Origin of the sequence: Gilliamella apis (genome assembly GCF_002142155.1) — a bacterium.
In the GTDB taxonomy this organism is placed as follows: Bacteria; Pseudomonadota; Gammaproteobacteria; order Enterobacterales; family Orbaceae; genus Gilliamella; species Gilliamella apis.
Genome location: NZ_NASD01000010.1, coordinates 47,475 through 70,699 on the forward strand (window position 1 = coordinate 47,475; position 23,225 = coordinate 70,699).

Sequence of the window (23,225 nt, forward strand, 5' to 3'; positions counted from 1 at the left end):
ATTAGAAAGTAATCATCAGGCAAAATCTTTGCCTGATATTTATACAAAAGGATTTGGATTAATCGTCACTATAGCCTAAGCTTCGAAGAGCTCGCTCATCATCAGCCCAGCCAGCTTTAACTTTTACCCATAATTCTAAATGAACTTTATTATCAAAAAATAATTGCATATCTTTACGTGCTTCTATGCCAATTTTTTTGATTTTTTCACCTTTATTACCAATGACCATTTTCTTTTGACCATCACGTTCAACCAAAATTAAACCATTGATACGGTACATGCCGGTACGCTCATCGACTTTAAATTGTTCTATTTCAACCGTGACAGAATAAGGTAGTTCATCACCTAAAAAGCGCATTAGTTTTTCACGGATGATTTCTGAAGCCATAAACCGTTGTGAACGATCAGTAATATAATCTTCTGGGAAATGATGTTCACCAACAGGTAAATGTTTTTTTACAATGTCTTTGATGATATCAACGCCTTCACCTTTTTCAGCACTAATAGGCACAACATCCAAAAATTTGATTTTTTGGCTGATTTCTTGAATATGAGGCAACAGCTGGGTTTTATCTGTCACATTATCAATTTTATTAATCACCAGTAATACAGGCGCTTTACAATCTTTAAGTTTGCCTGCAACCATTTCATCATCATCAGTCCAGTGTGTGCCTTCAACAACAAAGATAACCAATTCAACATCACCAATTGAACTGCTAGCAGCACGATTCATTAACCGGTTAATCGCTCTTTTTTCTTCAATATGAAGACCGGGGGTATCAATATAGATAATTTGATCATCACCTTGAGTATCAATACCTACAATACGGTGACGTGTAGTTTGTGCCTTACGTGAAGTGATTGATACCTTTTGACCAAGTAGTTGATTTAATAAAGTTGATTTGCCGACATTTGGTCTACCGACTATGGCAACAAATCCACAATGTTGTTTTGATTCTGTCATTTTATACCTAATTGGTTTAGTGCTTCTTGAGCTGCGGCTTGTTCAGCCTTGCGACGGCTTAAACCTCGTCCTAAATATTGATGATCATCATTATCAATTTTGCATTGAATGAGAAACTCTTGCTCATGATTATCACCAGTAACTTCAAGAATTAAATAGCATGGTCGTTCATGTCGAATACCTTGCAAATATTCCTGTAATCGTGTTTTAGCATCTTTTTGCTTAATGCCGGGTTTAATTTCGTTTAAACGTGTTGTATACCAAGCTAAAATTAACTGACGAATATTTTCAATATCGCTATCTAAATAAACAGCACCGATGATAGCTTCCACGGCATCAGAAATAATCGACTCACGGCGATAACCACCACTTTTTAATTCGCCTTGACCTAAAATAAGATAATCACCTAATTTAAACTCTTTGCCCATTTCAGCAAGAGTTTGACCACAAACTAAACTTGCTCTCATTTGGCTAAGATCACCTTCATCTTGCTTACTAAATCGATGATAAAGCTCATCAGCAATAACAAAACTAAGGATTGAATCACCTAAAAACTCTAGCCGCTCATTGTGCATTTTATTCGCACTGCGATGAGTCAGTGCGAGTTGTAGTAAAGATGTATCTTTAAACTGATAACCAATCGATTGTTGTATTTGATTCAAATTTTTCATAGTTATCACAGTTAATGGATCCCACCGATACGGCTGAATCGAATTCCTGTAGGCCATTCGTCAGGTTGTTTTTCAAAGCTAATCCAAATAGCGGTTGCACGACCAACAAAGTTTTCTTCAGGAACAAAACCAAAATATCGGCTATCGCCACTATTATCACGATTATCACCCATCATAAAGTAGTTACCTTGTGGTACTACCCAAGTTGCAACAGGTTGACCTTTTTGATGATAAAAATAACTCGGATCTTCCTCTATTCCAGATGTAGTTAAAATATCATGTGACTTATTACCCAACGTTTCTTGTTGAATTTTTATATCAAACGTTCTTATAAATTGAGAATCAACAATACCTTTGTCCTTATATTGTTCCAAGGTATAAAAACTTGGGTTAGATTTATCTTTTTCGTGTACTTGTTTCCAATTGCTTGGCTGTGGTTGAGTATAGTGCAAATCTAATGGCTCAGATCGTTGACCAACACAATTACTATCCGTTGTTTGACAAGCAGGATAAATAACTACTTTCTTTTCATTAACCAGATAAACAATCTTATCACCAGGTAAACCAACCACACGTTTAATTAGATCCATTTGCGGTATGTTAGGATGCTTAAATACAGCAACATCCCCTCTTTGGGGTTTTCCTGTAGCAATTAGTACTTTATTGTTAATTGGATTTTTTAAGCCATAAGAAAATTTTTCAACCGCAATAAAATCACCAATTAATAAAGTTTGCATCATCGATCCTGAAGGAATCTGAAAGGGTTCATAAATAAATGAACGAATAACAAAAACCACGAATAAAACCGGAAAAAAAGATGCTAAGCTTTCAACCCAACCTTTTGGTTTTCCAACCTCAGCAAGGACTCGCCCATCAACCTCACCATTATGGGCTTTACGCACTTCTTCTACTTTACGTTGTCTAGCTGGTTTCCATCTAAATTTTTCTAAAAACCAGAAGATAGCGGTAATAAAAGTTGCTAATGTTAATATGATGGCAAATGTTCCAGCCATTTGTTTTCCTCTTTAACTGATTAATCTTTTCCTACATGCAAAATTGCTAAAAACGCTTCTTGAGGTAGTTCAACATTACCTACTTGCTTCATACGTTTTTTACCCTCTTTTTGCTTCTGTAAAAGTTTCTTTTTACGACTAACGTCACCGCCATAACATTTGGCTAATACGTTTTTACGTAATTGTTTTACTGTAGAACGTGCTATTACATGATTACCAATTGCCGCTTGAATTGCTATATCAAACTGTTGACGAGGGATAAGATCTTTCATCTTTTCCACTAGTTCTCGACCACGGTAAGGTGCATTATCTTTGTGTGTGATAAGCGCTAATGCATCAACTCGTTCACCATTAATTAATACATCAAGTCTTACCATATCAGCAACTTGGAAACGCTTAAAACTATAATCTAAAGATGCATAGCCACGTGAAGTCGATTTAAGTTTATCAAAGAAATCCAATACAACTTCGGTCATTGGTATTTCATAAGTTAATGCAACTTGATTGCCATGATAAACCATATTAACTTGTACACCACGTTTTTCAGCACATAATGTTATTACATTACCTAAGTAAGTTTGTGGTACTAAAATGTTACATTCAGCTATCGGCTCACGTAGTTCTTGAATATTGTTTACGGCCGGTAGTTTAGCAGGGCTATCAACATAAATGATCTCATTTTGAGTAGTTAAAACCTCATAAACTACCGTTGGAGCTGTAGTAATAAGATCAAGGTTATATTCGCGTTCTAACCGTTCTTGAATGATTTCCATATGCAACAAGCCAAGGAAACCACAACGGAAACCAAATCCTAATGCGCCTGAATTTTCTGGCTCATAAAAAAGTGAAGCATCATTAAGACTTAATTTACCTAATGCATCACGAAATGCTTCGTAATCATCTGAGCTAGTTGGAAATAAACCTGCATAGACTTGTGGTTTTACTTTCTTAAAACCTGGTAATGCTTTCTCAGCAGGTGCTCTGGCCGATGTTAAGGTATCGCCGACTGGTGCACCTAAGATATCTTTAATAGCACAAACCACCCAACCTACTTCACCACAATGTAAACAGTCTTTATCAACTTGTTTTGGTGTAAAAATACCTAAACGATCAACATTATAAGTCATTCCGGTACTCATAACTTTGATTTTCTCACCTTTGCGTAGTTCACCATTTTTAATACGAATTAGTGATACAACACCTAGGTAGTTATCAAACCATGAGTCAATAATTAGCGCTTGTAATGGTGCATTAGAGTCACCTTCGGGTGCAGGAATATCATGAACAAGTTGTTCAAGTACATCAACCACCCCAACACCAGTTTTCGCTGAACATCTGACTGCATTGCTGGCATCTATACCAACAATGTCTTCAATCTCTTCCGCCACTCGTTCAGGTTCAGCCGCAGGTAAATCGATCTTATTAAGTACTGGTACGACTTCTAGATCCATATCAAGTGCCGTATAACAATTGGCAAGTGTTTGCGCTTCAACACCTTGTCCTGCATCGACTACCAATAATGCTCCTTCACATGCAGCTAACGAGCGTGATACTTCATAAGAGAAGTCAACATGCCCAGGAGTATCAATAAAATTCAGCTGATATGTTTGGCCATCTTTAGCATGAAAATCTAAAGTAACACTTTGAGCTTTAATCGTAATCCCTCGTTCACGTTCCAAATCCATCGAATCTAGAACTTGAGCTTCCATTTCGCGATCAGAAAGTCCACCACAAATTTGGATAATACGATCAGAAAGCGTTGATTTACCATGGTCAATATGAGCAATAATTGAAAAATTGCGGATATTTTTATTCATATCAATAAGTTATATTTTAGTTATGTACTGTTAATTATCATTAATGTTATTGGCTATAAATAACAAGTCAAATAATCACGAATTTGAAAGCAGACATTCTACACATTAATAGTGAGTAAGCATAGTGTTATCGAGAGTTTTCCGGTGATTTCTCAACAATATTTTGTGCAATTTTTTCTATTGTTACTTGTGGTAAATTACCAATAATTATGATATTTTTATTACCCATGTTAGTTGAGAAAATCGTTCGGCCACCTTGCTGAATAATTTGATTTAATTGACTGGCCTGCTCTAAAGAAACATTTACAGTAAATGAAAATACACCATCAGAAAACAGCTTAGTCGCTATATCAGAACTATAAAAGTTAACATTATAAGCAGCAATCTCTTTAAACCCTTTAGGTAACCATGCTAAACGCCAAGCATCAAGAAGATTATTCTGTTTTTCAATTGATAATAAAATTGGGTAGGTTCGATTATCAATATAATTTTTAAATTTTTTTGCATCAAATTCTTTATCAAGATCAACCACTTTTAATTGATTAATAATATCATTATCTTCATCTAACAAATCAATGCGTAGTGGTAAAAAATTTTCATCATCGATCCATATAACATAACTATAACGATCTTTATCTTTAGCAATGACTTTGACTAATTGAGCACCTCGATTAGCCGTTCTAGTCTTACCTAATAAAATAAAGTCATAAATATTAGCTAATGAATTAAAATCATTATAAATAACGTCAGGAAAAGCCTCTGTAATGCGGGAACTTGAAATCGAAAAAGAAGGACTATCAGGTTGGAAATAACTAGTGGTATTATTATGTAAAATTATCTCTTTAGCTGGACCTTCAAGATAAAGCAGTTGAGCATTGATATTTTCTTTTTTGTCAGCACCTAAATGATTATATTCAAAGGTAGTTGCATATTGATCTTTATCTTGCGCAATAAAATGAATTTGATAGTCACGCGTCTGCACAGCTTTGGTCATTTTATTGAGTAAACTCAACGCATCATGCGTTTCTTCCGCCATAACAGATGCGGAAAAAAATATAAAAAACAGAGTAATAAAAAAATTATTACTCTGTTTTAACATAAATTTTATCAAAGAATAAAGAAAATTCATTTTTAGTTAACGGGCATTTAACCTTTTTTGTAATTCATAATCTTGAACCAACAACCTAATCTTATCATATTGTCTTTTTTCAAGAAGTTGCTGATCATTATGTTGTTGTATACCACCAACAGGCGCAACGTTTACTCCCATAGGGATAGTATTTAGCGTAGGCGCACCACTAACATCATCTGATTGACCTTGATGATATTGGACTCCCGCAATAATAGCTAAGGTAACACAAGCCGCTAATCCAATTTGACTAACTTTAGCCATAATATCTTTCATTCGAATCCAGAATAGATTTTCGGCTTTTGGAATTGAAATCTCACTTTGGGATGGCTGCTCAGTTAATTGTGGATATAAGTCATCATCAGCAATCGCCATAGCAACTTGTTTGGTAATATCTAATGTTAATGAACTACCGTGCAATTCTCCTCGCATTGCGTCTCTTGCAATATGATAACGATGCCAGCAGGATTGCAAACTTTCATCATGGCTAACCATCTCAACAACATGTTGATCAGTTAACTCACCATCCATTAATAATGAAAGTTGCTGTTTCTGTTCTATTTGCATAGTAGATACCTTAAATTTCTTGCTACTTAATTTATTTAACCAATTAAAGGTTTAATTTTTTCATCAATAGCATCACGAGCTCTAAAAATACGTGATCTAACTGTTCCAACCGGTGTTCCCATAATTTCGGCAATTTCCTCATAACTTAGACCGTCAATTTCACGTAATGTGATAGCAGTTCTCAAATCATCAGGTAATGCTTCAATTGCTTCAAATACAACTTTTTCAACTTCTTTAGAAAGAACTAAACTTTCTGGGTTATCGACATCTCTCAATGAGTCGGCACCTTCGTAACTTTCAGCTTCACTAGCATCAATATCCGAAGATGGCGGTCGTCGACCTTGCGAAATTAAATAATTTTTTGCTGTATTAACCGCAATTCGGTACAACCAAGTATAAAAAATACTTTCCCCTTTAAAAGAGCTTAACGAACGATAAGCTTTGATAAAGGTTTCTTGCACAACATCAGGGACCTCAGAAGGTAAAACATAACGTGATACCAAATGAGCTAGCTTATTTTGATAACGAACGACAAGTAAATTAAACGCATTTTTATCTCCGTTTAAAACGCGATCAACTAAAACTTGGTCTGTTATTTGCTCCCCCATTAAAGGCCATTCCTCATTATGTTAATAACTATTAGTTGGCCCAAAACTGTGCACTCTAACAGTTAGATTCGTAAATTTAAAAAAAGTTCCCATTATTTTAATAGAAATTTCATTTTTTTAATCAATCATTTTCATTTTTAATTATTTATATACTAAAAGACAATGATTTTATTAAATTTTTAGATAAAAAATTTTTTAGATAATTAATTCAATAAGAAGATTTCGCGCTCGCCCGCATCGTTATATGTGATTTGATAAAATTGCGGTAAATTAAAATTAACTGAACTACTGGTAGTGAAAGTAAAACGGTCATCAGATAATACATAAAAATCATTGATATCTTTAACCATATTTTCTTTAGTACCATTACAATTACGGTATATTTCTATTTGATTATGTTCATTTAAAATATATAAATCAAATCCTGTAGTAGTATCTTCAAAGAAGAATTGAATAATACCTTCATAAGCGACGCTATCTATCTCTTTAGGTAATTCATTACTTTCATCTAAGATATTTAACGGCCTACCTTGAACTTTATTATTCGATACCGCTCCATAAAAATCAATAGCATTTTCGAATTGATGAAATGAAACGCCAAATCGTTCAAAAAATAGATACCATGAAGCACCATCTATTCTAAGTGGTTTGACTTGGGTTAAGTTATTTTTAGTAGTCGTCAATCGTAAATCAACACAGTCATCCATCAGTTTTTTCATTTGTTTACAGACTTCATGACTAAGATGTTTACTATAACAAAAAATTTCGACCGAATTAGGTAAATCAGCATCTTTATGCATACGATTAAGTAACGCTTTTATGGCTTCCAGCACACATAAAGAACCACTAAAATGTAATACCCGAATTTCATTCCATGAGTTACGATAAAGTAAATCTATAGAACCAACTAAACTTAACTCTTGCTTGCCATAATTTAAAACATTAGTACTAATTTCATCCTCAAGTTCTAAATTAATAGTTGGATCATCTTCTAAATTCAAGATAATCGCCAAATGGCGTATTTCACAAGGCCCATATAACTGTTCTTCAGTTGCGGCAGGTACATCTATCGGAAAATAATTTTTCAGATCTTCGATGAGCTTGGTTATTTTTTGATTATCTCGCTCATCACCATCGTAATAATAAAAATTGGTCGAATCAGAAATTAAACCATTAAAGTAACACCAACCAACTAATTTAACCAAGTATTTACTATATTCTAAGTATTGGTGACCAATAATAGAATTTAGTTTAGGTGTTTGATTGTAAACATACCAACCAGCTCGATTGATACGATCTTCTTTGACATGAATAAAAGTTAATACATCTTCTTGCAGATTATCTGAAATATTAAGTTTTAATGTTGAAATTTTACCCGGTAAAACTTCAAAAGAGGCATATAATTTACGAGTCAGTATAGCCAAGTCTTGTGGACTAATAAGTGAATCTAAGTTATTACGACGACCAAAATTGAGTAAATTACGATAACCTGTCATCATGGTATGGAGCAATATTTCGTGTATTTCACGTACTTGTTCTATTTTCCATGTTTTACTGGCGTCCAATTTTACCAATAACTTATGCGTCCATCCCCATTGTTGTACTAATTCATTTAATATTTTTCGACGCCATAACAATGGCTGATCATTATCTGATAATTTTTCATTTACTTTTAAATAAAAACAATGCCTTACCAATTCAAGACGTTGAAAATCTCTAATTTCAATTAGATAATTAGAAATCCGATCTAATAACATAGAGTATGAATCAAGATAATGATGAACGTGAATTTCACCTTTTTGAATATACTCGCGCATTTCATAAGCAATTGGTCTATTTTCAGGATAGATTGAAGAATAAGCTTCAAGTAGTAATGTTTTTAATACAGCTTTAAATGGCGAATCAATACTTTTATAGAGTTGCCATAAACTTGCACCAAAATACTCTTCAGCAGACAATCCTGTGAGTGGTCCAAAATCGATCCATTCTTCACGTTTGATTATATTAGCGACCACTAATGCTTGAACACATTTTTCATAAGTTGGGTAAGTAACATCATTAATAGTAAAATCAGCTGGAACTGCAAACCATAGTAGTCGTTTACCAGCTAAAAGATTGGCGGAACGATAGAACTCTTCCAGCAATAAAATATGTTGTGCTGAACCACAGTTTTCACCCATCAAACATTCATGATGTTGGTTGATAAATCGATCGACATCAACGACAAATAATGTAAGTTTTACACCTAGTTCCTCAGCCCACTCTTCAATCAATCGACACTTCGTTATTAAAGCTTGCTTTTTAACTGTAGATAAATTATTTTCGATACAAACCCATATATCAAGATCAGAGGTAACCGCCTGTCCTATAGAGCAGGTACTCCCCATTGAATATAGTGCAGATATGTCAGAATATTTTGTCTGTGTAGCGCTCTTAAAATTGAAACAATGTTGTAGTTGTTCAATAATCTCATTTGAAGGTTGATAGTATGCAATACCTGATGGGGTATCTATATTTTGATAACCGGGAAGATCTGGATGATGAAAATGAAAAAGCACTGGTAACAAGGTAAAAACTCGTTGGAATTCCAAAGGCATTCCACTTCGAGCTCGCTCATGTTTCAGAATAGCAAGATCATCAAGTTCTTTTTTTATGTTATTAATATCGTATTGCATAGTATTATTCAGGTGAAACAGATGTACTATTGACGAACAATTTCTCCAATAATTTTATATTATAACGTAAAAAGAATGTAAACCTAAAAATAAAACGAAATAAATATTATGACCACAATCAAAAAAATATCACAATCTTTAAAAAAAACCAAAAAACAATTTCACACCATTAATAAAGCAGCAGTATTAATACCCATTATCTCTATCAAAAATCAATTACACCTACTTTTTCAAGTACGTTCAAAGCAACTCAAATGGCAACCCGGTGATATTTGCTTTCCTGGTGGTCGAGTTGAAGTAACTGATGATAGCCCTGAATATACAGCTAAACGTGAAACCTTTGAAGAATTAGGCATTCCTATTGATCAAATAACTATTTTGGGGCAATTGCCGAAATTTATTGCTTCATTAGGTATGATGATTTATCCATTTGTCGCAAAAATCGAATCTTTAGATAACTTGCTACTTAATCAAGATGAAGTTGAATCTGTTTTTACGGTTCCACTTGAATGGTTTATTAACCATCAACCGAAACAAGCTAACATGTTAGTCGGTTTTAAGCCTGATGACAATTTTCCATTTGAATTGGTACCTAATCGAAGCGCAAATTGGCAACAAAAGTCGCAACATGATGTTCATTTTTATCAATATGATAATTTTGTTATTTGGGGATTGACTGCACAAATTATTAATAGTTTTATAAGTACCATCAAAAGTAATACTCAATTATAAATTACAGTTAAATTAAATATGCTTCAGTTCTGACTTTAACATAAAATGCTTTAAGAAAAATTTTTTCAAAAAAAACTAAGTGGTACCTACACAAATATTTTGATTAATATATACTATTAATCGGTTGTTTCTCATTTCTATCATTTCTACCCTGTTTTATCTAGCTGTCTGAAAGAATTAGTAAAAGATTTATTTCGAGAGCGTTATTCGTTTTTCAAAACTCTCATGCAATACCCCCATAGAATAAGCGTTACAAATTGTTTTTTAATTTTTATAACATAAATATGAAGGACATTATTATGAAACGTTTTAATAAATCATCTATTGCATTAGCTTTACTATTATCTCTACCTGTTGCCAATATTTATGCGGCATTACCATTAACAGCAGAAGAAAGTAATAACCTCATTCCTTATAAAGAAATTTCAGTAACTGGTAGCTATTTACAAGCACAAAATGCAGCAGATGATATATCTAAAGCTGCTGATGAAGCTGGAGCAAAATATTATCATATCACTGGTATTGAACAACCAGCTACTGGTACTTCAACCGATCGTGCTGTTGTTTATGCTGATATTTATTTATCAAATGCGCCAATTGCTGTCAGCAAAGATGAAGCTACCCATAATGGTATTGTGCTTTATCCTCGCTCTAAAGCACTTTATTATTTACCATTTGAAATAGTTAAATACAAAGGTAACTATAACAATACCTCTGAAATAATGGATTCAGCAAGTAAATTAGCAGCAGAAAAAAATGCTTATGCATTTTATGTGTATTCAATTACTGCCGATGATGTTAAAAATAATGAGCAGGAAATTGATGTTGCTTTATTTAAAAAAGATGCGCCAGTCCGTGACTTTATTATCTCTAAAGCTATTGCAGGTCAAGATGCTTATGAAATCACTAGTGATGCTTTCAAAGTGATGAAACCTTATCAAACTATTGTTTTCCATGGCACATTTAATAATACTAGCGAAATTAGTGCTGCTGCACAAAAATATGCTATCGCTAATGATGCTAATTTCTATTATGTCAAAGAAGTCTCTGCCAATCGTGCCGGCACCGCTCAAACAGTTTATGTAAATTTATATAAATAACGATCCACTACATAATTATCCATGTGTTAAATATCATATTTTTACACATGGATTTTTTACAAAAATTAACTTTTAGTTTCAAGCTCTACCTAACAATGCAATTCATAAAAAAGATTTTTATCCAAGAATTAAGCTTTTCACGATTTAAGTTTTTAGTAATAAGTATCAGCATAATTTAAACACAATAAATGTATCTTTTTTATTTAAATTTAAGAATTAAAAGGTAAGGTAAGATGATGTTATTGAAAGGATTTAAATTTATACTGTTTTCTCAATTTCAATGCTTAACACGATTTATCATATTCTTTTTAATTTCAGTATTTTTAATGAACGGTTTAGCTTTGGCATTGGATACAAAAACAGTAGAGGTTATTCATGGTTCCGCTCCCTATTTTACTAACCCAGATGCGATAGGCATAAATGGTTCTCGAGAATATAATCAACAAAACTTTCATTATTTTGGAGTAAAATTACAAACTACAATAAACTCTGAGTTAAATAGTTTAAACGACACAATAAAGTCCATAAATTTCCCTCAAGTTGATCCTAATACAACCACACCAAATCAATTGTTAACTATGTTAAAGTCTGATTATGGTTTTGAACCTATAATAATGCCATTTTCACCTACTAATCCAATTGATAGCCAGAACGTCTCTGATGATGACGGCGATGTTATAACTACAATAACCCCACCTGATGGCGGTTTTAAAATAGATTGGTTCTATCGAGCTGCCAATATATCCTATTTGTTATTGGAGCCAGATAGAAATAGAACCTTTTGTGAGCTAGCACGGTTGGGGTGGAACCCATATATCAGAATTTCAGGCACTATCGCTTTAGTTTCTGAATATGGCATGCCAAATTATACAATTTATTCGACGCCTAAAAGTGACTTTTTGATTTACAATGCGATCAAACCTACAGTTTGTGCAAATCGACCATCAATTGTATATTCATTCCCTTTCGAAAATCGAGATTACACTGGTGACTGGGCTCATTTAACTTGGGGTGATAACAATCAATACATAGTTGATTCTGGCTTCGTCAATAAAGTCAGTGCTGGTGGTTTTCCAACTACTGGATTTGATCAAGCACGATTTCTCATGTTTATAGCTGGTGCACCTTTTGATTTATCGACAATAACATCATCAAATAGTTCAAAAGGAGTAAATGTTCAAGTAAATACAATTAGTGATAATGATGTAGATAGCCACCTAGCTAACACGGCTGTTCAAATTAAATTGCTAGGAGAAGCCACTGAAGCAAATCCTACATTTTCTATAAAATCCAACGGTGAAGATATTTATTCGTTTACTATTAAGAAATGGTTCTCCGCACCCAGCCAAGATTTTTATCCTTATAATCAAAGTAGAAGTGTTTGTCAGGGAAACTATATCGTTCCATCTATTGAAGATTTAACCAACAGTGACCAAGGTCTTATAACTAGTGGTGGTGCTTGCCAATCTGATAATAACTCAGATAATTGTCTAGCCATTACAACAAATCACTATTATCGTCAGGTTGGAAACAATCTTTTAGCTGAATGGGGTGATGTAACTAACGAAGAAAACTATTATCATCACACTTATCCCGGTAACCATTTTCCTAGAGGACATTTATATTGGACTTCAGACGAAAGAGATAGTAATAACCAATATGCAGTAGGTTCAACAAAAGGGGCTATTGAATGGCAGTTGAAAGATAATGAATTATATTTTGTTTGTGTGCTGAAATAGAAAATTTATTCATAAATTGCGTTATAAGATGATATAACGCAATTTTCATTGTTATTATAGTTAAAATAATTTTAATTTCGCTTTTAAAAAGCAGATAATCCACTTTAGTATTTACTGTTAAAAGCAACTCATCATTTATATATTAAATAAGATAAATAAACTTAATCCAAAAAATAACTAGTGGCTGATTTTTCAACTATGACTATCAATTGACATTAATCAATTCACTCAAAAGAGTGATACATAGATAATGTTTGAAAATTAAATGGCTGGGGTACCAGGATTCGAACCTGGGCATGGCGGGATCAAAACCCGCTGCCTTACCGCTTGGCTATACCCCAATATGAATGGAGATTAGATATCTGATAAATATACTAATTCCGCATATTTTTATAGAATTGATTATAGTGGCAAAGTTCCAATATAAAAATAGACTAAAAAGTCGGATATAAAAATATGAGCAGATTGGAATGGCTGGGGTACCAGGATTCGAACCTGGGCGTGGCGGGATCAAAACCCGCTGCCTTACCGCTTGGCTATACCCCAATAAAGGATAGACATTAAGATTAAAATGGTGCGGGTGGAGAGACTTGAACTCACACACCTTGCGGCGCCAGAACCTAAATCTGGTGCGTCTACCAATTTCGCCACACCCGCACTGTATACTTTCGGTAAAAGTACAAACTAATCTTAATGGTGGCTACGACGGGATTCGAACCTGTGACCCCATCATTATGAGTGATGTGCTCTAACCAGCTGAGCTACGTAGCCATTTCATTCGCAACGTCATAACCAACACTGCGAGGCGCATTATGCTTGTGTTACGGCAAATCGTCAACCCTTTTTTTTAGATATTTTAAAAAAAAGTGACGATTGATTAAGATGCAATCAAATACCGTTTAATATCACTTCAATTCGCCTTTTTTGTAACTCATTATGAATTAACTTTCCAGTATAACCTTCGGCAATTATATTTTGAACATCGACTGCTTGAGCTAATTTATATGCTTGTTCAAGGTATTGAGCTTGAGGAAATAATTCCGTTTTAGCATAAGATTGGCTAGCAATTATCAATTGATTAAGATGGGCTGGGTTGCGCCATACATCTATTTTATTGAACAATTCGATAATTTGTTCCGCAGTTAATTGTATCACGTTAGTAACACTATTATGAAATTGCTGCACCATAATTGCTAATTTCGTATATTGATTAGGGGCTTTAATTTGTAAACAAAGTTTTTCTAGCTCAGTTTTGGATACAAACTCACCACACAAGACTGCAAAGCGCACGGTCAGATCATCAGTCAATAAAGTCGATTTTTTTAATGCATCAGTAATAGTGCTGGAAAGTTTGAGTGATGGAAATAATAATGCTAAAGCACCACATTGTTCCAGTACTTGAAAATAAACTTGCGGATCCTCGGTCGCTAGCGCCTTTTCAGTCTCTTTCCATACCCGTTCTGCTGTAAGGGTATTTATTTCACCAGCAGAGACCATCTCTTTCATTAAATTATTCGTTTCAGCAACAATTCTGAAACCTAAATGGTGATAACGGGCAGCGAAACGGGCCACTCGCAAAACTCGTAGGGGATCTTCTCTGAATGCAGGAGAAACATGGCGTAATAATTTAAGCTTAATATCATTAACACCATGATAAGGATCGACTATATTGCCTTCTTGATCCATGGCAATCGCATTTATAGTAAGATCTCGTCGAATAAGATCTTGCTCTAAAGTAATATCTTTACTAAAGTCACAAATAAAGCCTGTATAGCCTTTACCTGATTTCCGCTCTGTTCGAGCTAGAGCATACTCTTCTTTAGTTTTGGGATGTAAAAAAACAGGAAAATCTTTACCAACCTGTTGATAACCTAATGCTAAAAGTTCATCTGGGGTTGCACCAACCACAACCCAGTCTCGATCAACAACAGGTAGATGTAACAATCTATCTCTAACTGAACCGCCAACAAGATAGATTTTACTCATTTAACGCATCCAACGATCTTTTTTACGACGACCAGGCATAATAGCCGGCAAAATAAGACCAAGAAGAAAACCACCACCAGCAACTAATCCACCATAAGTAAACCAAGTTACAATCAGATCACGGCGCTTATCATCAACTTGATTTAACATAGACTCAAGCTTCATCTCTTGCTGTTTATTAAGTTGTTCTAACTCATTATTCTTAGCTTGTAAGCTTTCAATCGATTGTTCAGCTTTTTGTAGTTTTTCGGCATAATCTTGGATGGCATTTTGTTGATTTTTTTCTGCATTATCAACTTTATCTTTATACTCAGCAAGTTGTGCTTCTAATAATGGCACAAGTTCTTTAAAACTAGGTTGATCTTTTAATTTATTAGACTCAATCCAAGCTGAACTACCATTAGGAAGCTGTATTCGTGTATATTTACCATCAGCACTTTTTTCAAGTTCAATTACTTTTTGACCGGCTTTAACTGCGTTTGAATAAGCATATTGAGAGCTAGGGCCTCGGCGTAGATAAATATCAACATTTTCAGTAACATATTTATCAACTGCATTTGCACTAAAAGCTACAGCAATAAAAGAAAGTAAAGTAATAATATTCTGTTTTTTCATGATATTTTAAATTTTTACCCACAATAAAAACATGATAACACAAAAAGTAGCCTTTTCGCACAACCATTTATAATAAAAATTTGATAATCTCAAATTTTATTAACAATAAATGAAACCGATTACATTCATTAAAATATAAATCAAAAAACAATAATCCAATGATGTGAATAAATAAAAAAAATCATCACATTATTTAGGACTCAGCAAAATATAAAGTTAATAGTCAATAATTATGCTATGCAATTTATTATCCAACACCATTGGTTAATAAATATTTATTTACTATTACTAGAACCAAACCCAGTTAAACCATGTTAATAGACGTAATAACAAACTAAAATATTTACTTTTTTCATTCAATTTAACAGCTTAGCATTTTCAATCTTCTACATTAATATATTTTTTATTGAAACAATTCATATAAAAATGAGCTTATTGGCAAACTAAAAATTTTGTTCTATTATAACCAGTTAAGTAGATATTCAGAATATTACGGGCAATAACAATAGCAAATGTAATCGTAATATTTGAATCTTAGGTTTTCAGCCAATTTACGAGCTATTTATTCTAATCAATCGATAATTTGAAAACTCTATATTGGCAATAAGTTAAAAAAAGTTAAAAGGATTTTTTATGGCGACAATCAAAGATGTTGCAAAGTTAGCAAAAGTTTCCGTTGCAACGGTATCACGGGTGATTAATAACGCTGACAATGTCAGTAATAAAACACGTGAAACAGTAAAAAAATCCATGGAAAAATTAAATTATTATCCTGATGCTAACGCCCGAGCTTTATCCCAACAAAACTCTAATACTATTGGCATCGTGGTAGCAGACCTATCCGATCCATTTTCTGGCGCGATGATTAGTACTGTTGAAAAAGTTGCAGCGAAAAACGGTCATTTTTTGCTGATTGGCAATGGTTACCACAATAAAAAACAAGAATATAATGCTATAACCAATCTTATAGAACATCGTTGTTCTTCTTTAGTCGTGCATGCAAAAATGCTAGCGGATGATCAATTAATAAAGCTGATGCAGCAAATTCCTGGTATGGTTCTAATTAATCGAATATTGGAAGGTTTTGAAAAACGCTGTATTGCTCTTGATAGTCGTTATGGTTCCTACCTAGCCGTTAAACATTTAATTCAGCATGGTCATACTAATATTGGATATTTATGTTCCAATCACAGCATCTCTGACTCAGCAGATAGATTACAAGGCTATAAAGATGCATTAATCGAGCATCACATTGATATTAATGATAATTTTATTGCCTTCGGTTCTCCTAATGAAGAAGGAGGAGAACAAGCAATGATGTCTCTTTTAGAACGAAATCGACAAATTACGGCGATTTCCTGTTACAATGATTCAATGGCTGCTGGTGCTATGTCAGTATTATACGATAATGATATAAAAATTCCGGATGATATTTCGATCATTGGCTTTGATGATCTTTTAATTGCTCGATATTTACATCCAAAGCTAACAACTATTCGTTATCCATTACACACAATGGCCGAACAAGCAGCTGAACTTGCATTACAATTAGCAAAAGGAGAACCTCCGCCAGCTAACTTAATCAATGTATTTATTCCAACGTTAACTAAACGATACTCCGTTAATAATATTCGCTAATTAAGATTAAGTTTAAAACGAACAAGGCGCTAGGAAATGTCGAAAACTTTATAATAACAGTTTTCGACATTGACCTATTTATCCAGATAAGACTACCTAAAGCCAAACTTCAGTTTGCACACCAAAACTAATTTGATTTTCTTTGCCATTATGTTGTCCAGATATCGCAAAATCACAAGTATTTGTGCCTAGTTGATTAAGTTAAATCTTTCCCATCAAATAATTTATCGAGTTTCTCTATAAACTGTTGCTTTGGTAGATGATAAAAGATCCCTTGTTTAGGAAGTCCCCGTAAAAATAGATAATAAACACCACCAAAATGCGTTTCATATCGATAATCTGCTAAACGGCTGCGTAAAAATCGATGCAGGGCTAAGCAATAAATTTGATACTGCAGCTCATAACGATGCTCACACATAACTTGATTTAATGCTGACTCGGTATAAGCCTCTACCCCATCACCTAACCAATTTGATTTATAATCTACAATATAATATTTACCCTGGTACTCAAACACTAAATCGATAAATCCTTTTAACATGCCTTGTACAGTTTCAAAATCTAAAGGAGGACATTGTTTGGATAAATCATCATACTCTTTACATAAACTATCTAATTGCTTACTGGTCACAGCACTGCGAATGGGAAAATAAAATTGTAATTCATTAATACATTGGCTATTTAAAACATCGGCTAATAACGGCCCATCTTGATCTTGTCTTTTATTTAGTTTCGTTGCTAAAACCTGTTGTAACCAATCACTTAGCACTGTTAACCAATACGGTGGTAAACTCAATTTTTTAATCGTACTAGCGCACAAATCCTCGGCATTAGTTGGCGTTAAATTTTCCATAATGGAATGCAACAATGTACCAACGTATGCACCTTTTGGAAAATGATGGATATCATATTGCTCTTCAGTTGATAATGAATCGGCGGATTCGAGATTATTTTCACGCCAATCACTAAGCATAGTTGAATTAAGACCAACCATATTATTATGTTTTTGTAATTCGGTATAACTGGTTACACGCCAACTATTAGATAATTTACGTTTAAATACATTGGCGGTAAGTGAAAGATTGGCGGCTAATTCAGCATTAAACTGCTCACCTAAAATAGGTAATTGTAATTCAACCAAATCAGCAAATTTAGCAATTGAACGCAAGTCACCTTTTAATAAATAATCAATCGCTGATTGACTGTTTTTTAATGATGCTAAGCCAACACTACAATGAAAGATTGAACGTGTCATAGCAACATAAAGTAAACGTAAATCTTCGGCTAAACGTTCATCTTCAATCTGTTGTTTTATTTCATCGGTTAATAGCCAAGCATAAGTTGGTTGATAGTCATTATTTTTGTCATGATAAAACTGACTATCTGAATTTCGAAATTGAGCTGCAAATGGTAACCAAACAATAGGAAACTCTAAACCTTTAGATTTATGAATAGTAATAATTTTTACTAAATTTTCATCACTTTCTAATCGTTGCTCATGATTTTCTAAATTTGCATCAGGACTGACAATTTGTCTTGATAACCAACGAACCAAAGCATGTGGACTATCAAGTTCGTCGGCAGCTTCTTGCAATAGCTCACCTAGATGCATCAAATTAGTTAAAGTCCGTTCACCATTTGGGCTAGCTAATATATTTTCAGCTAACTGACGTTTTTTCATCATCCGGCGCAACATGACTAACACACCATAATATTGCCAGATAATCTGATATTGCTTAAACTCCTCTATCAAACCTTCCCATTTATCTTGATCATCAGTTATTTGCTCAAGTTCAGTCATGGTTTGTCCTAACAGTGTCGTCATTAAAGCTAAGCGCAAAGCGGTTTCATTTTCTGGCATAAGCACTGCTTGTAACAAACACAAGACCTCCTGTGCCTCTTTAGCTAGAAAGACACTACTGCGATTAGATAAATAAACGCTTTTAACCCCAACACTGGTTAACTTTTGTTGGATGATCTCTGCTTCGTATCCGGTACGGACTAAAATGGCAATATCAGCAGTTGTAATTGGTCGTTGACCATCTTTATCCTTCAATAAAATGGTCGGATCCATCAACCACGTCACAATCTGCTTGGCACAACAGTTGGCGATATGCTCTTGATAATCGGTTTTTGTGCTAACTTCATCAGGTAATAAGTATGCCGCTAAAGCATTAACCTCTTGATTATTGATAATCAAACCTTTTTGTTGATTACGTTCGGCACTTTCCATTGGTAAAAATGGAATATTTTCAAAAATAAACGGATTATCATGATGATTAAATAACGAATTAACTGCATTCACCATCAATGATGAAGAACGGTGGTTAACCTGCATAGTAAAATTATTTTCACCAGTTGATGATTTTGCTTTTAGATAAGTAAAAATATCTGCACCACGGAAGCTATAAATCGCTTGTTTAGGATCTCCAATAAACAGTAACCCAGTCTCTTTCGGATAACGATTATAGATACGATCAAAAATTTTATACTGCACCGGATCGGTATCTTGAAATTCATCAATCAGCGCTACACAGTATTTTTTCGCAATACTCTCAGCTAATCGATTTCCATTTCTAGCGCGCAAAGCTCGGCTCAACTGGCTTAAGAGATCATCAAAACTCATTTCACCACGTTTTACCTTCTGAATATAAATACGCTTTTGAATGATTCTAACGATATCCATTAGAACTTCGCCACGTAAATCAATAGAACTATTACATAACGCTTCAATATTCTCAAAAACGGCATGACGCGGAGGATTTTTACCTTGCTTGGTTTTTTCGTTTAAAATCGATTGACTAAATTTAGTTAACTCACTCGGTAATTTAAACGATCGCGTTGGCAACTGGGCCCAACTCGTAACTTTAGCCAACCAATTCGGTAAATAACGGCTACTATAGGATTGTTTATTAATACCTGATTGTGCAATGATCTCTGGAAGATCACTAGCAGCATCTAACCACTGTTTTTTAACCTGATCGATCTGCTCAACATGTTTTTGATGGAAGTGCCGGATTTTTTCGGTGATATCAACACTCTCTTCTGATTTCTCATCAAATTCAAAATTTAAATAAGGTCTGATATCAGATAGCAATGTTTCTGGATCCTGCCAATAGTCAAGAATCAGGTAGGCTAATGCTTTATCGAGAGGAACAAAATAGTTACGCCAAAAATCTTGCACAACTTGTAACTTTAGATCTTGTTCATCTGTTATCAATGTTTGTTCAAACAGTACACCTGATTCGAAAGCATGACTAGTCAATATACGTTGACAAAAACCATGAATCGTATAAATCGCCGCATCATCCATTGATTGTTGAGCTTGGGTTAATTTCTGTATTGCTTGGTTGCTATCATCAACTAAATCAATTAATTGTTGATAAATTGGATCATCATGATGACCTTGTAACAACCCTAATCGTAATTCTTGAATATTTTGCCTGATACGAGATCGCAGTTCTTGAGTAGCGGCCTTAGTAAAGGTCACCACTAAAATCTGATTAACATCAAGAGGTATGGGGTAACTGTTTTCCCCGATACCTAATAATAACCGCAGGTAAATAAATGCGAGCGAATAGGTTTTACCCGTTCCTGCTGACGCTTCGATTAGCGTTCGACCAGTTAAAGGTAAATCAAATAAATTAAGCTTTTTTATTTCACTACATGAAACCATTCTAGCTTTCCTGCCGTATTAGCGAATAAATCAACACAAGCAATAGCAGCTGTAGGAAACATTGGTGGTGAAACATCTGGACATAACTCATTAACCAAATAACCAACTAGAGGTAGATGCGAAACAATAATCACATTTTCGATACCACGATCGGGTAGTGTCATTAATAAATCAGCAATATGAGAAGGGCTACCGCCAGGCACCAAAAGATTATCAGTTTCGAATTGAGAAACTCGGCAGTGTGAGGATAATTCAGTGAAAGTCTGTTGGGCTCTTAAATAAGGACTGACTAACCCTAAATCAAATTTAAAATTTTGTTGATTAAGCCATAGTCCAGCCTGACAAGCTTGTTTTAAACCATAATCAGTTAAAGTACGACTTGCATCAGATGAAGCAGCAAAACCTGCCTCACCATGTCTCATAATACAAACTTTCATAAAAGAATGATTAACGTAATTTCAATTGGAAAATCATACATTCAGCGCCACAGCAGAAAGTAAATTTAGCTGTTAATTTATAACCATTTTCAACTTTATCGATGCTGCTGTTAATTTCACAAGGCTCTGTTTCAACAGCTTTTGCAGCTTGAGTTAATTTAGCTAATTTGGCATTTGCTTCTGATTCAGATGTAAAAACATGCTCATATTCTGCACTACAATCTTCATTATCTATAATTGTACCTACATCAACGCAACAACATGCAGGTGTTTCGTTAGCTTTACATTTATTTAAAGAATCTGTCATTGTGTACCTCTACCTCTGTTTTACCGATTAATATGGCATTAGTATACTCTTAATCACTATTAAGGGCAAAATGTTAAAAACCTTTACCACAACACAAATTTTTGGCGTATATTAAAGTTTTATTGTTATTTTTCCGAATCAATCAAATTACATGATGCAACAGAATAGTCACGTCCGAAAAATGGCGATTTTAGTCGCTGCAACGTTTTTCATGGAAAATCTAGACGCTACAGTGATCACCACGGCAATTCCAGCTATGGCAAAATCATTTTTAACCAATCCTCAAGATTTATCTATTGGGATTAGTGCCTATATGCTAGCACTTACCATTGGTTTACCGGCCAGTGGCTGGATCGCTAACCGTTTCACCGCCTATCGAGTCTTTTCGATTTCGATTGTTTTATTTATGTTAGCATCAATATTGTGTGCCATATCGACTAATCTGACCATGTTTACCATCGCAAGATTAATTCAAGGTTTAGGTGGATCATTAATGGTGCCTGTAGGCAGAACGGTGGTATTAAGTCGAACGGAAAAACAACATTTAGTCAGCACTATTTCTATTTTAGTTTGGCCAGGCTTAATTGCGCCATTAATGGGACCGATTATTGGTGGCTTCTTTGCTCAATATCTAACATGGCACTGGATATTTCTTCTTAATATCCCATTAGGTTTTATCGCGCTATTTTTCGCTCAGCGATTATTACCCAAAGAATTACCTGAAAAACGTACATTTGACGGTGTTGGATTTATCACCTGTGGTTTAGGCCTTTTACTATTTGTTTATGGGCTTGAAATGATTTCTCATTCAAATAGTAGTCTCTGGATAGGCGTAACAGTATCTTTGGTTGGTAGCCTAATATTAATCTTTGCCTACTATCATTTAGCTCATACTCAACACCCATTAATTAGTCTATATGCCTTTTCTAAACGTACATTTAGAATGACCTTTTTTGGTGGTTCATTAATACGAATTGGCTTAAATAGTGCTCCGTTTATCTTACCGCTAATGTTTCAAGTCGGTTTTGGTTGGTCGCCGTTAACTGCTGGTTCACTACTGCTATCATTGTTTGCCGGAAATATTCTGCTTAAAACAGTAAATACACCTTTAATTCATAAGTTTGGCTTCCGCAAAATTCTGATTATCAATGGATTGTTATTATCTTCAAGTTTTGTGTTATGTGCCCTTTTCACGCCACAAACACCTATCATCTGGATTATATTAGTGCTATTCTTTTCCGGTGGTGCTCGTTCTATTCAATTTACTACCATCACCACGCTTAGTTTTTCAGAAATTGATAAAACAGAAATACAGAGCGCTAATATTTTATCTACCATTTTCCAGCAGCTAAATAACGTACTCGGCATTGTGTTAAGTGCTTTATTTTTATTTATTGCATCTAGCTATAATGGCCATAGCCAAACTGGTTTAATGGTGGAAGATTTTAGATTAGCACTATTAATGGTAGCAGCAATGACCTTGTTAGCAATGATTGACTTTATTACCTTGCCAAAAAATGCTGGTAATAATCTCAAAGATAAGCAATAAAA

General features: G+C 34.2%; 18 protein-coding genes and 4 tRNA genes. 5 read left to right on the forward strand and 17 right to left on the reverse strand.

Annotated elements, in window-relative coordinates:
• Positions 1-58: 58 nt before the first annotated feature.
• From era to B6C84_RS06310, 8 genes are all read right to left on the reverse strand, one after another.
• A complete protein-coding gene (gene era, locus B6C84_RS06275) occupies positions 59-964 on the reverse strand; it encodes a GTPase Era (RefSeq protein ID WP_065651742.1) in 906 nt (301 codons plus the stop codon).
• Positions 961-1,635, reverse strand: a complete 675-nt coding sequence (gene rnc, locus B6C84_RS06280) for a ribonuclease III (RefSeq protein ID WP_065578604.1) — start codon at positions 1,633-1,635, stop codon at positions 961-963. The genes era and rnc overlap by 4 nt, the downstream gene beginning before the upstream one ends.
• 11 nt (positions 1,636-1,646) lie before the next feature.
• The gene (lepB, locus tag B6C84_RS06285; RefSeq protein WP_086354117.1) at positions 1,647-2,648 is read right to left on the reverse strand and encodes a signal peptidase I; all 1,002 of its coding nucleotides are present in this window, start codon (positions 2,646-2,648) and stop codon (positions 1,647-1,649) included.
• Positions 2,649-2,668: 20 nt separating this feature from the next.
• A complete protein-coding gene (gene lepA / locus B6C84_RS06290; protein WP_065578602.1) occupies positions 2,669-4,465 on the reverse strand; it encodes a translation elongation factor 4 in 1,797 nt (598 codons plus the stop codon).
• A gap of 127 nt (positions 4,466-4,592) precedes the next feature.
• Positions 4,593-5,501: a MucB/RseB C-terminal domain-containing protein gene (locus B6C84_RS06295; RefSeq protein ID WP_165755148.1), complete on the reverse strand. Its 909-nt coding sequence runs from the start codon at positions 5,499-5,501 to the stop codon at positions 4,593-4,595.
• 99 nt (positions 5,502-5,600) lie between these two features.
• Positions 5,601-6,161, reverse strand: a complete 561-nt coding sequence (locus B6C84_RS06300; RefSeq protein ID WP_086354119.1) for an RseA family anti-sigma factor — start codon at positions 6,159-6,161, stop codon at positions 5,601-5,603.
• A gap of 35 nt (positions 6,162-6,196) precedes the next feature.
• Positions 6,197-6,769: an RNA polymerase sigma factor RpoE gene (rpoE, locus tag B6C84_RS06305; protein ID WP_065614532.1), complete on the reverse strand. Its 573-nt coding sequence runs from the start codon at positions 6,767-6,769 to the stop codon at positions 6,197-6,199.
• A 203-nt stretch (positions 6,770-6,972) separates the two neighbouring features.
• On the reverse strand, positions 6,973-9,444 hold the full coding sequence (locus B6C84_RS06310) for a class I adenylate cyclase (protein ID WP_086354120.1): 2,472 nt from the start codon (positions 9,442-9,444) through the stop codon (positions 6,973-6,975).
• Between the two features lie 108 nt (positions 9,445-9,552).
• Here B6C84_RS06310 and B6C84_RS06315 point away from each other — a divergent pair, with 108 nt between their 5' ends.
• From B6C84_RS06315 to B6C84_RS06325, 3 genes are all read left to right on the forward strand, one after another.
• Entirely contained in the window at positions 9,553-10,176 is a 624-nt protein-coding gene (locus B6C84_RS06315; RefSeq protein WP_086354121.1) for an NUDIX hydrolase, read from the forward strand.
• Positions 10,177-10,475: 299 nt separating this feature from the next.
• Positions 10,476-11,276: a YdgH/BhsA/McbA-like domain containing protein gene (locus B6C84_RS06320; protein WP_065578596.1), complete on the forward strand. Its 801-nt coding sequence runs from the start codon at positions 10,476-10,478 to the stop codon at positions 11,274-11,276.
• Positions 11,277-11,602: 326 nt separating this feature from the next.
• The gene (locus tag B6C84_RS06325) at positions 11,603-13,015 is read left to right on the forward strand and encodes a hypothetical protein (RefSeq protein WP_133052299.1); all 1,413 of its coding nucleotides are present in this window, start codon (positions 11,603-11,605) and stop codon (positions 13,013-13,015) included.
• Between the two features lie 266 nt (positions 13,016-13,281).
• Here the strand turns inward: B6C84_RS06325 and B6C84_RS06330 are convergent.
• The 6 genes from B6C84_RS06330 to B6C84_RS06355 form a co-directional block, all read right to left on the reverse strand.
• A tRNA-Gln gene (locus B6C84_RS06330) sits at positions 13,282-13,356 on the reverse strand.
• Between the two features lie 130 nt (positions 13,357-13,486).
• Positions 13,487-13,561 (reverse strand) — tRNA-Gln (locus B6C84_RS06335).
• 26 nt (positions 13,562-13,587) lie between these two features.
• A tRNA-Leu gene (locus tag B6C84_RS06340) sits at positions 13,588-13,672 on the reverse strand.
• A 37-nt stretch (positions 13,673-13,709) separates the two neighbouring features.
• A tRNA-Met gene (locus B6C84_RS06345) sits at positions 13,710-13,786 on the reverse strand.
• Positions 13,787-13,903: 117 nt separating this feature from the next.
• Positions 13,904-15,001 (reverse strand): tRNA nucleotidyltransferase/poly(A) polymerase-related protein, encoded by a 1,098-nt coding sequence (locus B6C84_RS06350; protein WP_086354123.1) that lies wholly within the window; start codon positions 14,999-15,001, stop codon positions 13,904-13,906.
• The gene (locus tag B6C84_RS06355; protein WP_065578593.1) at positions 15,002-15,616 is read right to left on the reverse strand and encodes a TIGR04211 family SH3 domain-containing protein; all 615 of its coding nucleotides are present in this window, start codon (positions 15,614-15,616) and stop codon (positions 15,002-15,004) included. It abuts the gene before it with no gap.
• 633 nt (positions 15,617-16,249) lie between these two features.
• On the opposite strand from B6C84_RS06355, the gene B6C84_RS06360 reads away from it, so the two are divergent.
• Entirely contained in the window at positions 16,250-17,254 is a 1,005-nt protein-coding gene (locus B6C84_RS06360) for a substrate-binding domain-containing protein (RefSeq protein ID WP_086354124.1), read from the forward strand.
• 196 nt (positions 17,255-17,450) lie between these two features.
• Here B6C84_RS06360 and recB read toward each other — a convergent pair whose 3' ends face one another.
• Genes recB through B6C84_RS06375 form a run of 3 tightly spaced genes read right to left on the reverse strand, consistent with a single transcriptional unit; the run spans position 17,451 to position 21,674 of the window.
• Entirely contained in the window at positions 17,451-20,930 is a 3,480-nt protein-coding gene (gene recB, locus B6C84_RS06365) for an exodeoxyribonuclease V subunit beta (RefSeq protein WP_086354125.1), read from the reverse strand.
• The gene (gene sixA, locus B6C84_RS06370) at positions 20,909-21,352 is read right to left on the reverse strand and encodes a phosphohistidine phosphatase SixA (protein ID WP_217332131.1); all 444 of its coding nucleotides are present in this window, start codon (positions 21,350-21,352) and stop codon (positions 20,909-20,911) included. The genes recB and sixA overlap by 22 nt, the downstream gene beginning before the upstream one ends.
• Before the next feature lie 25 nt (positions 21,353-21,377).
• On the reverse strand, positions 21,378-21,674 hold the full coding sequence (locus tag B6C84_RS06375; protein ID WP_086354127.1) for a YfcZ/YiiS family protein: 297 nt from the start codon (positions 21,672-21,674) through the stop codon (positions 21,378-21,380).
• A 181-nt stretch (positions 21,675-21,855) separates the two neighbouring features.
• Between B6C84_RS06375 and B6C84_RS06380 the strand changes: the two genes are divergently transcribed.
• Positions 21,856-23,223, forward strand: coding sequence for an MFS transporter (locus B6C84_RS06380; protein WP_165755523.1), 1,368 nt, complete (start codon positions 21,856-21,858; stop codon positions 23,221-23,223).
• The last annotated feature ends 2 nt before the right edge of the window (positions 23,224-23,225 follow it).

Excerpts from the sequence above, each read along its gene's own strand:
- era (WP_065651742.1), bottom strand. The coding sequence starts at position 964 with ATGACAGAATCAAAACAACATTGTGGATTTGTTGCCATAGTCGGTAGA.
- rnc (WP_065578604.1), bottom strand. The coding sequence starts at position 1,635 with ATGAAAAATTTGAATCAAATACAACAATCGATTGGTTATCAGTTTAAA.
- lepB (WP_086354117.1), bottom strand. The coding sequence starts at position 2,648 with ATGGCTGGAACATTTGCCATCATATTAACATTAGCAACTTTTATTACC.
- lepA (WP_065578602.1), bottom strand. The coding sequence starts at position 4,465 with ATGAATAAAAATATCCGCAATTTTTCAATTATTGCTCATATTGACCAT.
- B6C84_RS06295 (WP_165755148.1), bottom strand. The coding sequence starts at position 5,501 with ATGGCGGAAGAAACGCATGATGCGTTGAGTTTACTCAATAAAATGACC.
- B6C84_RS06300 (WP_086354119.1), bottom strand. The coding sequence starts at position 6,161 with ATGCAAATAGAACAGAAACAGCAACTTTCATTATTAATGGATGGTGAG.
- rpoE (WP_065614532.1), bottom strand. The coding sequence starts at position 6,769 with ATGGGGGAGCAAATAACAGACCAAGTTTTAGTTGATCGCGTTTTAAAC.
- B6C84_RS06310 (WP_086354120.1), bottom strand. The coding sequence starts at position 9,444 with ATGCAATACGATATTAATAACATAAAAAAAGAACTTGATGATCTTGCT.
- B6C84_RS06315 (WP_086354121.1), top strand. The coding sequence starts at position 9,553 with ATGACCACAATCAAAAAAATATCACAATCTTTAAAAAAAACCAAAAAA.
- B6C84_RS06320 (WP_065578596.1), top strand. The coding sequence starts at position 10,476 with ATGAAACGTTTTAATAAATCATCTATTGCATTAGCTTTACTATTATCT.
- B6C84_RS06325 (WP_133052299.1), top strand. The coding sequence starts at position 11,603 with ATGAACGGTTTAGCTTTGGCATTGGATACAAAAACAGTAGAGGTTATT.
- B6C84_RS06350 (WP_086354123.1), bottom strand. The coding sequence starts at position 15,001 with ATGAGTAAAATCTATCTTGTTGGCGGTTCAGTTAGAGATAGATTGTTA.
- B6C84_RS06355 (WP_065578593.1), bottom strand. The coding sequence starts at position 15,616 with ATGAAAAAACAGAATATTATTACTTTACTTTCTTTTATTGCTGTAGCT.
- B6C84_RS06360 (WP_086354124.1), top strand. The coding sequence starts at position 16,250 with ATGGCGACAATCAAAGATGTTGCAAAGTTAGCAAAAGTTTCCGTTGCA.
- recB (WP_086354125.1), bottom strand. The coding sequence starts at position 20,930 with ATGGTTTCATGTAGTGAAATAAAAAAGCTTAATTTATTTGATTTACCT.
- sixA (WP_217332131.1), bottom strand. The coding sequence starts at position 21,352 with ATGAGACATGGTGAGGCAGGTTTTGCTGCTTCATCTGATGCAAGTCGT.
- B6C84_RS06375 (WP_086354127.1), bottom strand. The coding sequence starts at position 21,674 with ATGACAGATTCTTTAAATAAATGTAAAGCTAACGAAACACCTGCATGT.
- B6C84_RS06380 (WP_165755523.1), top strand. The coding sequence starts at position 21,856 with ATGGCGATTTTAGTCGCTGCAACGTTTTTCATGGAAAATCTAGACGCT.